The organism is Hyphomonas sp. (assembly GCF_017792385.1).
Classification (GTDB): Bacteria; Pseudomonadota; Alphaproteobacteria; order Caulobacterales; family Hyphomonadaceae; genus Hyphomonas.
The window spans coordinates 2,091,781-2,107,033 of the sequence record NZ_CP051230.1 but is presented as its reverse complement, the minus strand read 5'-3'; the positions used below and the strand labels follow the sequence as shown (position 1 = coordinate 2,107,033).

At 61.6% G+C, this 15,253-nt stretch carries 10 protein-coding genes; all 10 read left to right on the top strand.

The window, feature by feature from the left end; translation table 11 throughout:
• Positions 1–3: 3 nt before the first annotated feature.
• A complete protein-coding gene (locus HF955_RS10485) occupies positions 4–2,619 on the top strand; it encodes a glycosyltransferase (RefSeq protein ID WP_291075088.1) in 2,616 nt (871 codons plus the stop codon).
• Positions 2,620–2,706: 87 nt separating this feature from the next.
• Complete coding sequence (locus HF955_RS10480) at positions 2,707–3,570, top strand: DUF2793 domain-containing protein (RefSeq protein WP_291075087.1); 864 nt, start codon at positions 2,707–2,709, stop codon at positions 3,568–3,570.
• A gap of 202 nt (positions 3,571–3,772) precedes the next feature.
• The gene (locus tag HF955_RS10475) at positions 3,773–4,381 is read left to right on the top strand and encodes a sulfotransferase domain-containing protein (protein ID WP_291075086.1); all 609 of its coding nucleotides are present in this window, start codon (positions 3,773–3,775) and stop codon (positions 4,379–4,381) included.
• A gap of 61 nt (positions 4,382–4,442) precedes the next feature.
• Positions 4,443–5,222, top strand: a complete 780-nt coding sequence (locus HF955_RS10470) for a sulfotransferase family 2 domain-containing protein (RefSeq protein ID WP_291075085.1) — start codon at positions 4,443–4,445, stop codon at positions 5,220–5,222.
• A gap of 165 nt (positions 5,223–5,387) precedes the next feature.
• Positions 5,388–6,422, top strand: a complete 1,035-nt coding sequence (gene gmd / locus HF955_RS10465; protein WP_027837947.1) for a GDP-mannose 4,6-dehydratase — start codon at positions 5,388–5,390, stop codon at positions 6,420–6,422.
• A gap of 102 nt (positions 6,423–6,524) precedes the next feature.
• A complete protein-coding gene (locus HF955_RS10460) occupies positions 6,525–10,532 on the top strand; it encodes a glycosyltransferase (protein WP_291075084.1) in 4,008 nt (1,335 codons plus the stop codon).
• A 48-nt stretch (positions 10,533–10,580) separates the two neighbouring features.
• Entirely contained in the window at positions 10,581–11,420 is an 840-nt protein-coding gene (locus tag HF955_RS10455) for a class I SAM-dependent methyltransferase (RefSeq protein ID WP_291075083.1), read from the top strand.
• Between the two features lie 47 nt (positions 11,421–11,467).
• A complete protein-coding gene (locus tag HF955_RS10450; protein WP_291075082.1) occupies positions 11,468–12,487 on the top strand; it encodes an NAD-dependent epimerase in 1,020 nt (339 codons plus the stop codon).
• A gap of 101 nt (positions 12,488–12,588) precedes the next feature.
• Positions 12,589–13,749 (top strand): DegT/DnrJ/EryC1/StrS aminotransferase family protein, encoded by a 1,161-nt coding sequence (locus HF955_RS10445; protein ID WP_291075081.1) that lies wholly within the window; start codon positions 12,589–12,591, stop codon positions 13,747–13,749.
• Between the two features lie 97 nt (positions 13,750–13,846).
• On the top strand, positions 13,847–15,247 hold the full coding sequence (gene ahcY, locus HF955_RS10440) for an adenosylhomocysteinase (RefSeq protein WP_367279786.1): 1,401 nt from the start codon (positions 13,847–13,849) through the stop codon (positions 15,245–15,247).
• The last annotated feature ends 6 nt before the right edge of the window (positions 15,248–15,253 follow it).

The following is a 15,253-nucleotide window of genomic DNA, read 5'->3' as shown; positions in this document are numbered from 1 at the left end:
GGCGTGACGGAGGGGACTTCCCGCCCTTGGCTCGTTTCGCACGGATCGGAGCGGACGACGCGCGGCGGACCGACGACGCGGATCGGACAGATCGAGCGGGAAATCCACCAGCGGGGCGGCGATGCCACCTGGACCGCCGCCATTCAGGATGCGCTCGCCGCCGATGCGTCGCCAAGCCTGATCCATGTGTTCAATTCCTGGCCCCTCAAGACGGCGCTGCAGACACTGGCACTGGCCCGGCGCACGGGGGCCCCGGTCGTGTTCTCGCCGATCATGCTGAACCTGGCCGACCGGGCCTTCTACGATACCGCCGTTAAGCACTTGCTGCGGGATTCGATCTCTGACCGCCAGGTGGAGGATGGCGCCCAGCTGATCATGGAAATGACGCCGCTCTGGGACCCTGACAGCGCGATTCCGCCCCGGCAGGGCGAGTCGGGTCATTTCGACATGATCCGGCGTCAGGTCGCGCTGGCCGACCATGTGATCTGCCTCAGCCAGTACGAACAGGGGCTGTTGCGCGCCATCGGCGCCGATGTCAGCCAGTGTCAAATCGTTCCAAACGGTGTCGATGCGGCCACCATGGTGTCAGGCGATGCCAGCCTGTTCACAGACGCGTTCGGCGTGCGCGACTTTTTCCTGATGGTGGGCCGGATCGAACCGCGCAAGAATCAGGCGCTGACCGCCTTCGCCCTGCGTGAGCTGGATGTGCCGCTGGTCTGCATCGGCCATGTCGGGGACGCCGACTATTTCGCCGAACTCAAGCGCTGGGCGGGACCGAAATTCATTCATATTGAACGCATCGACGACCGCGCCCTGCTGGCCAGCGCCTACAAGGCGGCGCGGGCCATGCTGCTGCCAAGCTGGAGCGAGGGGGCGCCGCTTGTGGCACTGGAGGCCGGGGCGGCCGGCACGCCGCTGATCCTGTCGGCGACCTCATCCGAGCGGGAATATTTCGGGGACTGGGCCCGCTATGCCCATCCGTGCGACCTGATCGCCATTCGGGACGCTGCCCAGGCCCAGCTGGATACGCCGGACTCCGATGAACGCCGCCAGCAGCGCTCGGCCTATACAAGCGAGCGCTACAGCATCGAGCGGCACGTGGACAATACGCTGGCAGTCTACGATGCGGCGCAATGCCGGAGCGTGGACCAGACCGATGCCGTGCTGCTGGACGCGACACATCTGGCGCACCAGTTTCGCAATGACAAACCGCTGACCGGGGTGCCGCGCGTGGAGCTGGATTTGGGCCGCGCGCTGCATGACCGGAAGCCGGATCTCAAGACCATCGCCTGGAGTTCCCTGGCGCGGCGGCATTTCGATGTGCCGGCCGACCAGTTCGGCACGCCGGCCATGGGCCCGCTGGCGGACCGGCCCGCCCCCGACCCGGACGCCCATGACATTCTGTGCCGCCCGGCCGAGATCCGCATATCGCCCGTATCGGCCGGCCGTCTGACCCTGAAGCCGGAGCGCGGCCCGGGCCCGGCGCGGCGCGGGCTGACCCTGTTCAAGCACACGCTGAACGCCCTGCCCGGCGGCCTCAACCGGTCTGCCCTTGGCCTGTTGCGCCGCGCGAAACCCGGCTTTTCCCCCGTGGTCCTGCCGGAACACCATTTGCTGGAACGCGCGCGGAAAGGCCCGGCCCGCACGCGGCATGATGATGCCAGCCTGGGACAGGTCCGTCTGGGCGTCAGCCTGGTGCCGGAACCGCGCACCCGCCTGCCGGACCTGCCGCGTGGCGCGCGGCTGGTGGTGCTGGGCCATCCCTGGATCTCGAATGACCGGTATCTGGACGATCTGGCCGAGACGGTGGCGCGCAACGCGCTGAAACTGCACGTACATGTGCCGGACATTCTCTATGTCACCCGCCCCGACACGTTCGACGCCGAGACCTCAGCCGCGTTCAAGGCCCGCCTGCTCCGCCTGCTCCAGATCTGTGACACAGTGCTGACCATTTCCCAGCAATCGGAGGACGAGATCAGGGCGTTCGCGGCCGCGCACGGGCTGGACCGGCCGATCCGCCGGATCCTGCCCGGCATGGCCGACCTGCCGGACACGCCGGCGGCGCATGAACCTCCTGCAGACATTGCCGCGCCCTATGCGCTGTATGTGGCCACCATGAGCGAGCGCAAGCGGCATGATTTCCTGATCGATTGCTGGCGCGCCGCCCGCGAGGCGAGCGCGGCGGCGCAGTCTGCCCGGCTGGTTCTGGTGGGCCGTCCGCTGCCCGGCTTCGAACGGTTTCAGGACCCGGCCCATCAGGCCCGGCTGCGCGAAGACGGGGTGATCATCCTGAACAATTGCCCGCAGGAACAGTTGGCCGCGCTGTACCGGCATGCTGCCTTCACCGTGTACCCGTCGGCCGCCGAAGGCTGGGGCCTGCCGCCGGTGGAAAGCCTGATTGCGGGGACACCCTGCCTCGTATCCGCAGATTTGCCGGTGGCACGGGAGCTGGCCAGTGAGGGCATGCGGCGACTGCCGGCAGATGATGCCGCCGCGTGGACACGCGCCCTGCAGGACTGGCTGGACTCCCCGGACCAACTGGCCGGAGCGGCGGCGCAGGCCCGCGCCTTCACGCCGCCGCAATGGGATGACGCGGCGCAGGTCATTCTCGCGCCCTGAGGCCCGGTGCGCGGCGGCGGGCCGCGCCCCAATCCGACGCGCCTGCGCCCATGTCATGCTGGACGGCCATCCTGAAGGAGCGTTCGCATGACTGATTTCTCGCCGCGGCTCGGCCTGCCCTATCTCCAGCCGTCACAGGCGCAAAAGCACGTCACCGTCAATGAGTCGCTGGCCGCGCTGGACGTTCACGTCCAGCTGGTGGTGCAGGCGCGGGACCTTGCCACCCCGCCCGCCGCGCCGAATGAGGGCGATGGCTATCTGCTGCCGGAAGGCGCCACGGGCGCATGGGACGGCCGGGCCGCCGCCGAGATCGCCAGCTGGCAGGACGGGGCCTGGACGTTCCGCACGCCGCAGGCCGGCTGGCGCGCCTGGTGCATCGCAGACGACACGCTGTTGCTGTATGATGGCGCAGGCTGGGCCAGCCTGTTCACCGCCGACACAGACCAGGGCCGCCTCGGCATCGGCACCGACACCCCGGCCTATACGCTGGATGTTGGGGGGCTAGTTGCGTCTAGCGGAGGAAGTCCGGGATTCTATTTGGTAGAGACCGATTATGCTCCAGATGAGCGCATCTGGCGCGTGACCAGCGGGAGCGGAAACTTCTTTGTGCAGACCATGAACGACGCAGGGACCGTAGCTCAACAAGCGCTCGTGTTTACGCGCTCTAGCACCGCGGTGGACAGTATTCGATTGCTTACGGAGGGGACCATCGCTCTGTATATCGACTCCACTCAAAATGTCAGCGTCGGGCATACTAGTCCTAGCACACGCCTCCATGTGAATGGTCCAGCAAGAGTCGGGCAATTTGCAGTTGGTTCATTGCCAGATGCCTCGGTCGTTGGAGCCGGCACTATCGCCTACGCTACGGATGTTGTTGGAGGGGCTCAGCTAGTCTATTCAGATGGGATCAGTTGGAAGACTATTAGAAACGGTAGCGACATATCGGAATAGGAATTCTGTTCGATTACCCTATTGCGAGATTCTTGCGGCACAGCACACAATCAGTTAGACGGCTGCCAATCTAGGGAATCACAGTTCTGTGAATCCTACGGTCGATAAACCCCTTAGGATTAAACCTCTTATGGCCAAACCTTTCTTGATTGGTGGCGCATCTATGCCACGTTCAGGGCATCACTTTCTCCATAGAATATTGATGACCTATCTGGGAGAAGAGTTTGGTTATTGCTCTTTCTATTTCCCGTGGGCACACGACTACTTTGACAACTGTTGCAAGAGCATTCCTTGCTCGAAATATCAAAATGAGCCGATCAAGGTCTTCCTACAAAAAAGCCATGACTTCGAACTCACAGACCCGATGGATTCGGCGGACCTGAACCTTGTTCAAGTAAGACGCCCCATTGAACGACTTTACTCAAACTTTGATCTCCATGTGCGCAAGCATCCGAAGAACGATACCGTGAGACACTTTCGGCAGTTCGCTCTCCGAGAGTACTATTATTATGTGGCGTTCTGGCAAAAGTGGATCACGAACGGCCCCCAAAACACGATGGTGCTCTGCTACGAAGGCCTAAAAGAATCGCCCGTTCGGGAAATCAGACGAGTTGTGCAAGCCACGGGACTTGCTGCGGACGAGACCAAAATTCAACAAGCCATTGAAAAGCAAAAAGTTTCCAAGGGCGGGAACTCGAAATACAAACCAAGGGTCGTTCAGGATCACAAATACTTCGATCCAGAATGGACGCAGAAGTACAGCGCCAACATTCGCAATGCCTGCGCCGACTTCACCCGATACTATCCTTGAATATCAGGAACGAGCTTTGTTTCTCTTGCCCGCAAGAGGAAACGGTGGCAGCGAACCGTAGATGACCCAAGTAGCGTTTCTCCATGTGCCGAAGACGGCTGGCACGACCCTTCACAAGCTGATCGAAGAGAATCTCGGGCCGGTGGCCTTTTATCCGCCCCGGTCCAGCCCGGAGGTCCAGGAACGGTTCGGGACCGTCTTCTCGGACTTCATCACGCGGGCCGAGGCGGCCGATCCCGAGGCACGGGCCGCGCTGCTGGAGGCCTTTCACAAGCATCCGGCCGTAGGCGGGCACACCACGTCTGCCATCCTGCCCTATCTCAGCCCGGACCGCTTCGTGTTCACCAGTTTGCGCGAGCCGGGCGACCGGCTGGTGTCGTGGTATTTCCACTATGTGCATCCCGATGATCCGGAAAAGATGCACCGCCCCTTCCGCGAGCAGACAAAGGATATGAGCTTCGACCAGTTCGTTCGCTTCAAGCCGATGATGAGCGAGAATGACAATGTCATGGTGCGCTATTTCGCGAATGTCGACGGCAAGACACCGGTCAGTGCCGAACACCTCGAACAGGCCAAGACAACGCTCGCCTCGCTCGACATGATCCTGTTCCAGAAAGCCCAGACCGAAGGCCAGAAGGCGCTGGGCGAGAAGCTGGGATGGAACATTCCGGAGGAAGCCGAAAAACTGAAGCGGTCGCGCAATCGCGTGCGCCTCGGCAAGGGCTTTGGCTACACCAAATCGATCATGAACCGGTACATCAAGTTCGACCGTCAATTGCTCGAATTTGCGCGTCAACTGCCGCAGGCTGTTAACGCTGATCAAACCCGTCAAACCGCCTGATTCCCGCCCATTCCGCCGGAAATATGACAGGCTTGTTTCGCTTGCAGCGGCGGGTCAGGTTTTTGCTGGCCTTGGCCGGACCTGCCCGCTAGACACTTCGGCACAGACATGTCCCCGGGGCAACACAAGGTGGCGCCGGGGATGAAACCGTAGGGGAATTTTTGTATGGCTAAGACGGCGCTCATCACCGGCATTACGGGACAGGACGGTGCATATCTGGCAAAATTGCTGCTGGAAAAGGGCTATGAAGTGCATGGCGGCGTGCGCCGCATCGGCGTGATCAGCACGGGCCGCCTCGACGAACTGGGCATCACCGATTCGCTGCACCTGCATGATTTCGAACTGCTGGAAGAATCGAACATCCGCCGTGTGCTGGAAAAGTCGGCGCCGGACGAGGTCTACAATCTCGCCGCGCAGAGCTTTGTCGGCGTGTCGTTCGAGCAGCCGCTCTACACGTCCAATGCCGACGCGCTGGGCGTGATGCGCATTCTCGAATCGCTCCGCTCGCTGGGTGGCAAGACGCGGTTCTACCAGGCGTCCACATCGGAAATGTTCGGCAAGGTACAGGCCATTCCGCAAACCGAATCGACCCCCTTCTATCCGCGCAGCCCGTATGGCGTCGCCAAGCTGTTCGCCCACTGGGCCACCGTGAACTATCGCGAAAGCTTCGACATGTTCGCCTGCAGCGGCATCCTGTTCAATCATGAAAGCCCGCTGCGCGGGAAGGAATTCGTGACCCGCAAGATCACGCTGGCCTTCGCCCGCATCGCTGCCGGCAAGCAGGACGTGCTGGAGCTCGGCAATCTCGATGCACAGCGCGACTGGGGCTATGCCGCCGACTATGTCGAGGGCATGTGGCGGATGCTGCAGCAGGACACGCCGGACGATTACGTGCTGGCCACGGGCGAAACGCACACGATCCGCTCCTTCGTCGACGCTGCCGGCGCCTATTTCGGCTGGGAGTTCGACTGGCAGGGCGAAGGCGAGAACGAGGTCGGCATCGAGCGCAAGTCCGGCAAGACGCTGGTGCGCGTGAACCCGGCCTTCTTCCGGCCTGCGGAAGTGGAATTGCTGATCGGCTCGCCTGCGAAAGCGGACGAAAAGCTCGGCTGGAAGCGCGAAGTGGACCTGAACGGATTGGTGCAACTGATGTGCGAAGCTGATGAAAAGCGCGTCAAGGCCGGTCCGATCGCATTTTGATCCAGCCTGCCGGGCGGACAGGCTTGCCACATCCTGATGTCTTGCGGCAGTCCATCCGGCGGGATGCCTCCGGGCAGGTATAATTGGGGATAGAGAGCAGCCATGTCATTTCGCACGCACATCACGATCGCCGATCGGGGCTGGATTCTGGAGAAGCTGGCCCGGGAGATCGCCGTGCGGTCGAATTCGGTGTCCTATGGCACCGAGCCCGACCCGTCTGCCGACCTGCACTATTACATCAATTATTCCTGCCGCCACCGACGCGCCGGGCCGGTCGAGATCGCCTTCTTCACGCATTCGGAAAACGACCCGAATGCCCGCAAGCGCTATTTCGACATCGCCTCCGATGTCGAGCATTCGGTCTGCATGTCCCGGCGCTATGCCGAGGAACTGGCCGAGGCCGGCATCAAGAATGTGACCACGATCACGCCGGGTGTCGATCTCGACGCGTTCACGCCGAAAGTGCGGATCGGCGTCATCGGGCGGACCTATCATACCGGCCGCAAGGGCGAGGCACTGGTTGCCGACGTGATGGATGTACCGGGCATCGAATGGCGCTTTACCGGCCAGGGCTGGCCGGGGCCGTCCACCTTCATCAGCGACGGCAAGATGCCGGATTTCTACAATGATCTGGACTATGTCCTGGTCCCTGCCCTGTATGAGGGCGGCCCGATGTGCGTGCTCGAGGCGCTGGCCTGCGGCAAGCCCGTGATCGCCTCCGATGTCGGCTGGGTGGACGAGTATCCGCATATCCCCTTCGAGACCGGCAATGCCGACTCCCTGCGCAAGGTGCTGACCGGTCTGGTCGATGAGCGCCTGAAACTGCGCGAGGCGGTGGCCCACCGGACCTGGTCGGCCTGGGGGAATGCGCATATCGACCTGTTCGACAAGGTCGCCCGCCAGCACGGCATCGTGTCAAAGTCCGGAAAGGCCCCGGCCGCGGCGGCGAGAGCCAATGGCGCCGCCAGGACGAGCTCGGACAAGATCTCCGCATTGCTGCTGACGCATGGCGGCGAAGGCACAACCCTGGGCGGACCCTCCGTACGCGTCCCAAGGACGGCCGGGGAACTGGCGCGCATCGGCGTCGGGGCCTCGCTGGCCAAGGATTCGCCGGCCGCGAAGGCGAAAGCCGATGTCGTTCACGTCTTCAATTGCTGGCCACTCGAATCGGCCTTCAGCACGCTTTCGAGTGCAAGGCGGGCCGGCAAGCCGACCGTTTTCTCGCCGATCTTTCTGAACCTTACACCGCGCGAGACCTATGACCGGTCGATCCCGGCCCTGATTGCCCACAATCTGAACTCCCCCGGTGTGATCAAGTCCGGCCTGAACGCGCTGAAGGAGGAGATCCTGGCGTCCGACAGCCGCCCCCCGGCAGAGCCCTTCCCGGGCTATGTCGACAAGCTGGCGACCTGCCTGCACGAAGCCGACCACCTCATCTTCCTGAGCGAATATGAGAAGCGCTGCGTCGAGCAGATGACGGGCATTCCGAAACCCGCCTCGATCGTGCGCAACCCGGTCGATGCCGGACGGTTCGACCGGGCCGATCCGGACCTGTTCCGGACCGAGTTCGGCCTCGACAAGTACATCCTGTGCGTGGGGCGCATCGAGTCCCGCAAGAACCAGTTGCTGCTGGCCTATGCCGCCCGCAGCCTGGATGTGCCGGTTGTCTTCATCGGCCATGACGGCAATGCAGGTTATGGCAAGCTGGTCCGCGAAGTGGCACCGGACTCCGCCATTTTCGTGCCGCGTATCGAACCGAATGATCCGCGTCTGGCGTCTGCGTTTGCCGGGGCGTCAGCCTTCTGCCTGCCGAGCTGGGCGGAGGGCGCGCCGCTGGCCGCTCTGGAAGCCTGCGCGGCAGGCGCGCCACTCGTGCTGAGCGACCGGTCCTCCGAAGAAGAGTATTTCGGCGACCTGGGCCGTTATGTGAACCCGGCCGATCTCGACGGGCTGATCGCCGCGCTGAACGCCGCGGTCGGCGAAGCTGGCGACGAGGCCCTGCGCGAGAAGCGCAAGCAGCTCGCCCGCAAGGAGTTCACCTGGGCCAAGCATGTGAAGGAAACCGCCGAGGTCTATGACAAGGCGATTGCGGCACATGATGCGGCCGCAGGCACCCTTCCCGCCATCGCCCCCGGCGACGGCAAGATCTATGTCGACCTGACGACGTCCTGGCACCATTCCGGTCATCCAACCGGCATCGCCCGCGTTGAGGAAAAGGCCCTTGGAGCCTTGCTCAGCGTCTATGGCGCCCGCATCGTGCCGATTGTCTGGAATTCCAAGACCCACAATTATCTCAGGCTGAGCATCGCTGATGCGTTGGCCAGTGGCGATACCGAACACCTGACCCAGCTCGAGGCGACCGGAAAGGCCGTGCGGCTCGATTCCCAAACCGTCGAGCCCGGACGTATCCTGATGTTCGGCGGCGCCTGGATCCGCAATTCCAATTTCATCTCGGCGCTGCGCCAGCTGAAGATCGCGAGCGGGCTCAACCTCACCCTGCTGGTCCACGACATCATTCAGTATGCCGCCCGGCATCTCTACCCGTCCGACGTGGCCGACGTGTTCGTGCAGAACCTTGCCGACATGGTGGATTGCGCCGATTCCTTCCTGGCCTATTCCGACTGCACGATACGTGACCTGACGGCGTACCTGGCCACGCAGGGCGAGCACCTGAAGCCGATCCAGAAATTCCGTCTGGGAGATATTCGTTCCGAAGAGGCTGAACTCAGCGATGACCTTCTGGACCGTAGCGACACCTGCGCCGCGCTGCAGGATCAGGAATTCGTCATCTATGTGAGTTCGCTCGATCTCAGAAAGAACCACATCCTGCTGATCAATGTCTGGCGCCGTCTGGTCCAGCAGCGCGGCAACCGCGCACCGCAGCTCCTCCTGGTCGGACGGAACATGTGGCGCGGCGAACAGATCATGGAACTGGTTGCGGGCGAGCCGCAATTGGCCCGCAAGGTGAAGTTCCTGCAGGATGTCGACGACGAGGAGCTTCACTGGCTCTACAGCAACTGCAAATTCACCCTGTACCCGTCCCTGTATGAGGGCTGGGGCCTGCCGGTTGCCGAGAGCCTCGCCAATGGCAAGGTCTGCCTTGCCTCCAGCAGCACATCGACGGCGGAAATCGCGCCGGACCTGACCGAACTGCTCGACCCGTACGACTTCAAGGCCTGGCTGGAAAAGGTCTGCCATTTCATCGACAATCCCGCGGCGCTGACCGCACGCGAGGAAGAAATCCGCAGCACTTTCTCCTTCGTCGACTGGGACGAGAGCGTCAGCCAGATCGTCTCGGCCGTCGATACTGTGCCGCTGAGGGACCAGCACCTGCCGGTTGTCTGGGCGCAGTCGAGCCTGTGCTTTTCGGAGAAGACCGATCACAAGCGTCTGATCGACATTATCCGGGGCGACAATTGGGGGCGGCTCGAACGCTCTGGCTGCTGGACCACCGGCAAAAAAGCCCCGCTCGAATTCTCGACTTCGGTCCGCGGAAACGAGCGGATCTTCCTGCGCATTCAGGGCTTCGCATTCACTGAGCCGGGCGTTCCGGTCCGGTCGATTCACATGCGAATTGGCGATACATTCTTCGAGACGTACATGGTCTCCACCCGGCCCGGTTTCATCGACATCGAGATCGATCCGGCCACCCTGCCCCAGTCAGACCCGGGATTTGGTGATATCCGCCTGTCCATCGAGACGGATCAGGAACTGTGTCCGGCCTCCCTGACAAGCTCTTCCGACCGCCGGATCCTGGGCTTCCATCTCATGCAGATCGCCATTGCGCGCTCTGCCGAGGCGCTGGACCAAATGCTGCCGGCAACGACGGGGCCACGCTGGCTCACCGAAGCCGAACAGGCAAACCGGGCCGTCCTCTATCCGAGCCAGAAAGTTCAGGCAGGCTTGTCGACACAGCAGAAGCGGTCCCTTGAAGAGGTCATGGCGATTCTAGACACGCCGAAGACTCTGCAGCCGACCAATCCCCTCTTCAAAATCCTGCATGCCCTTAAAGCTGACGTATTCCTGTTGAAAGTATACGGGAAAATGACCGGAAGAACTCATGACGCACTTCGCAGAACCATTTCTACGATTGTAAATGAGGATCAATAACCGCTACGATTGGCGGACAGACGCATAATTCAAGGAACAGAACTGACCATGCCGCAAACGGTAATGACCCGCCTGATTTCGTCGGAAGGACTGGAAGCCCGGTCAAAAGATCTCATCGACCCGGAGTTCACGGCCCGCCGGCCGGACTGGATCGGGGGCAATATTTCCGACTATGACGTGTCGTTCCTGTCTGGCCTTGTCAGCTTTGCCCGCCCGAAGACATCGGTGGAAATCGGCGTCGCCAGCGGATGGAGTTCGGCCGTCCTGCTGCATGCCCTGACCAAGACGCTCGGCAAGGACGGGTTCAACCTGCACGCCATCGACCTGTTCGAGGATTTCTACCTCAAGCCCGAATACAAGACGGGACAGGCCGTGACCGAGGCGGTGCCGCAATACCTGCCGAACTACAAGCTGCATACGGGCAAGATCGCGCTGGAAGCCATGAAGGATGTCGGCCGGGTCGAGTTCGCGTTCATTGACGCGCACCACTACCATCCTTGGGCAGCCCTGGACTTTCTGGCTGTGCTGCCTTTCATGGAAAAAGGCCGCTGGGTGGCCTTCCACGACATCAATCTGTGCACTTTCGAACGGCACAAGCACACCAATCGCGGTCCGTTCTACATGTTCCACATGTGGCAGGACACAAAGCTGCAATCGACCCAAAACCCGTCCATGATCGGTGCGGTGATGCTGGAGCGCCAGCCCCAGCAATACCTGCGCGACCTGCTTGAAATCCTGCACACGCCATGGGAACTATCCCTGTCGCCGGAAGACATCGAGTCGGTTGTTTCCTTTGTGGGTGAACATTTCGGGGACGCCTGGAAGGCAAAATTTGCCGACCTGTGCGAAAAGCGGAACAACGATATCCATCTCGCCAAGGCCTCGTGATTTCCGGCTGACCCGGCGAAGCGCAGAAAAAACGGAACCCTTCGCTGATGAAATTCCTCGTTACAGGTGCCGCCGGCTTCATCGGATTTCATACGGCCCAACGCCTGATCAACGAAGGCCATGATGTCCTGGGTGTCGACAATCTCAACGCCTATTACAGCCCGCGCCTGAAACAGGCGCGCCTGGCGGAGCTTGATGCTGCCGCCGCCACCGCATCCGGCAATTGGTCTTTCCTGCGGGGAGACCTGGCCGACAAGGCATTTGTGGAGACCCTGTTCTCGGACAACCGGTTTGACCGCGTGATTCATCTGGCGGCGCAGGCGGGCGTTCGCCACAGCCTGGACCATCCGGACGAGTATGTGCAAAGCAACATTGTCGCCTTTGTCCACCTGCTGGAAGCGTGTCGCCATGCCGGTATGCCGCATCTCGTCTATGCGTCCACCTCGAGCGTGTACGGAGCGAACACCAAGGTGCCCTTCTCGGAAACGGATGCGGTCGATCATCCGCTCCAGCTTTATGCAGCCACGAAGCGCGCCAATGAACTCATGGCGCACAGCTACAGCCACCTGTTCGGCCTGCCGACCACAGGGCTGCGGTTTTTCACAGTGTACGGACCTTGGGGTCGCCCGGACATGGCGCCCTGGCTGTTTGCCGATGCCATCCAGAATGGTCGGCCGATTACCCTGTTCAACAATGGAATCCATTCCCGCGATTTCACCTATGTCGGCGATATCGTGGACGGCATCCTGCGGTCCGCCGAGGCCATCCCGGAGGCTGGCGGCGCCTATTCCGCACCCGACCGGTCTTCTGCGCCGTTCCAGGTATTCAATATCGGGAACAGCCGCCCGGCCACGCTGATGGATTTCGTGACCGCGCTGGAGTCGGCGCTGGGGAAAACCGCCGACAAGAAATTTGCGCCTCTCCAGCCGGGCGACGTGGTCGATACGTTTGCGGATGTATCCCGCCTGTCCGACGCCACCGGATATGCCCCGAAGGTTGATCTCGAGGAAGGCGTCCAGCGCTTCATCGACTGGTTCGTGGAATACAACGCCCTGACCGACTCCTGATCCGCGCACCATGGTGCATTTGTAACAAGTCGTGAATTGTGCGCTCCCGCCCCACCGCCTAGGTGAACCGGGACAATCCAAGCCTTTCGAGGAATCCTGCCGTGTCCCTTCCCTTCATCGACCTGCAAGCCCAGCGCAAACGCATCGAGTCCGACATCAATGCCGCCATTCAGTCGGTGGTGGAGAGCGGTCGTTATGTGCTCGGCCCGGAAGTTACGGAACTCGAAACACAGCTGGCGGACTGGTGCGGGGCCTCGCATTCGGTCAGCTGCGCGAACGGCACCGACGCGCTGGCACTTGCCCTGATGGCATGGGAACTAAAACCCGGCGACGCGGTCTTCTGCCCGTCCTTCACCTTTGTTGCGACAGCGCAAGTCGTGCCATGGCTCGGTGCAGCGCCAGTTTTCGTCGACATCCTGCCAGACACCTACAACATGGACCCAGCGCATCTGCGCCAGCAGATCGAGGCGGTGAAAGCCGAGGGTAAACTGACGCCGAAAGTGGTAATCGCGGTCGACCTGTTCGGCCAGCCGGCCAACTATCCCGAAATCCGCGCCATTTGTGACGAGTTCGGCCTGAAGCTGATTGCCGACACGGCGCAGGGCTATGGCTGTACCCTGAACGGCAAGCATCCCTCAGACTGGGCCGACATCGCCACGACCAGCTTTTTCCCGGCAAAGCCGCTGGGTTGTTACGGCGATGGCGGCGCGATCATCACGAACGACGCCAAGCTCGCCGAGCGCATCGAATCCCTGCGCGTCTACGGCAAGGTGACGCCGACAGACGCTGCCGAGCGCAATTTCCACCATGACCCGAAATATCTCTCCCTGCGCGTCGGCATGAACTCACGGCTCGACACGATCCAGGCTGCGGTGCTGCTGGAAAAGCTCAAAATCTTCGCGGACGAGATCGAGAAACGCCAGATTGTGGCAGACCGCTATGCGGAGGGCCTGACCGGACATGTGAAGCGCGTGCCCAGCGTCATCACGGGTGGCAAGAGCGTCTGGGCACAATATGTCATTGAGCACGAGGATCGTGACGGCCTGCAGGCGCATCTCTCCGGTCAGGGCATCCCGACCGCCGTCTATTACCCCGTACCAATCCACGAACAGGATTTCTGCGCCCGCTTCAAACCCGCCGACGGCACCCTCCCCGTCACGGAAGCCGCGAGCAAACACGTCATCGCGCTGCCGATGCACCCCTATCTGGAAGAAGCCGACCAGACACGCGTCATGGATGCGATCCGGGCGTTTGGCGGGTAACCAACATCAGATGCACGTCCAATCAAGGCAACGCGCACTTCGCGCGTTGCCTTTTAACGTGCACCATGCTAGCCGCGATACAAACGTATAAAGGATCATTGATATGGCCGAAAATTATCGCGTCGCAGATATTTCCCTTGCAGAGTTTGGCCGCAAGGAAATCGCCATCGCAGAAACGGAAATGCCGGGCCTGATGGCCGCGCGCGAGGAGTTCGGTCCGTCGCAGCCCCTGAAGGGCGCGAAGATTGCCGGCTCGCTGCACATGACCATCCAGACGGCCGTCCTGATCCAGACGCTGGAGGCCCTCGGCGCGGACGTCCAGTGGGTGTCGTGCAATATCTACTCAACTCAGGACCATGCCGCTGCGGCGGTTGCGGCGAATGGCACGCCGGTCTTCGCCTACAAGGGGGAAACGCTGGAAGAGTACTGGGAATTCACCGACCGCATGTTCCACTGGCATGATGGCACCGGCGCCAATCTGATCCTGGATGATGGCGGCGACGCGACCATGTATCTGATCCTCGGCGAGCGCGCCGAATCCGATCCGTCCTTCCTGGAAAAGCCGGGCTCGGAAGAGGAGAAATTCCTGTTCGCCCAGATCAAGAAGCGCCTGGCAGCGTCCCCCGGCTGGTTCGCCAAGACCAAGGCCGCCATTCGCGGCGTATCCGAGGAAACGACGACCGGCGTGAACCGTCTGTACCAGCTCGAGAAGAAGGGCGAACTCCCCTTCCCGGCGATCAATGTCAACGACTCGGTCACCAAGTCGAAATTCGACAACAAGTATGGCTGCAAGGAATCTCTGGTCGATGCGATCCGGCGCGGCACGGACGTGATGATGGCCGGCAAGAAAGCCTTCGTTGCCGGCTATGGCGACGTGGGCAAAGGCTCTGCCGCCTCCCTCGCAGGTTCCGGTGCGCGCGTGTCCGTCTCCGAAGTCGATCCGATCTGCGCCCTTCAGGCCGCCATGGATGGCTATGAAGTGGTGACGCTGGACGAAGCAGCGCCGAAGTTCGACATCTTCGTCACGGCGACCGGCAACAAGGACATCATCACCGTCGACCATATGCGCGCGATGAAGGACATGGCCATCGTCTGCAATATCGGCCATTTCGACAATGAAATTCAGGTCGAGGGCCTGCGCAATTTCGAATGGACGAACATCAAGCCGCAAGTCGACATGATCACCTTCCCGGATGGCAAGCGGATCATTCTTCTTTCGGAAGGCCGTCTCGTGAACCTCGGCAATGCCACGGGTCACCCCTCCTTCGTGATGTCCGCCTCCTTCACCAACCAGACGCTTGCCCAGATCGAGCTGCACACGCGTGGCGACCAGTATGAGAACAAGGTCTACACGCTGCCCAAGCACCTCGACGAAAAGGTCGCGATGCTTCACCTCGAAAAACTGGGCGTGCAGCTGACCGAACTGTCCGGCGAGCAGGCCGATTATATCGGCGTGGATGCGGCCGGTCCGTTCAAGCCCGAACACTATCGTTACTAGGGCGGC

Coding starts and splice junctions, on each gene's coding strand:
- HF955_RS10480 (WP_291075087.1), top strand. CDS start 2,707: ATGACTGATTTCTCGCCGCGGCTCGGCCTGCCCTATCTCCAGCCGTCA.
- HF955_RS10475 (WP_291075086.1), top strand. CDS start 3,773: ATGACCTATCTGGGAGAAGAGTTTGGTTATTGCTCTTTCTATTTCCCG.
- HF955_RS10470 (WP_291075085.1), top strand. CDS start 4,443: ATGACCCAAGTAGCGTTTCTCCATGTGCCGAAGACGGCTGGCACGACC.
- gmd (WP_027837947.1), top strand. CDS start 5,388: ATGGCTAAGACGGCGCTCATCACCGGCATTACGGGACAGGACGGTGCA.
- HF955_RS10460 (WP_291075084.1), top strand. CDS start 6,525: ATGTCATTTCGCACGCACATCACGATCGCCGATCGGGGCTGGATTCTG.
- HF955_RS10455 (WP_291075083.1), top strand. CDS start 10,581: ATGCCGCAAACGGTAATGACCCGCCTGATTTCGTCGGAAGGACTGGAA.
- HF955_RS10450 (WP_291075082.1), top strand. CDS start 11,468: ATGAAATTCCTCGTTACAGGTGCCGCCGGCTTCATCGGATTTCATACG.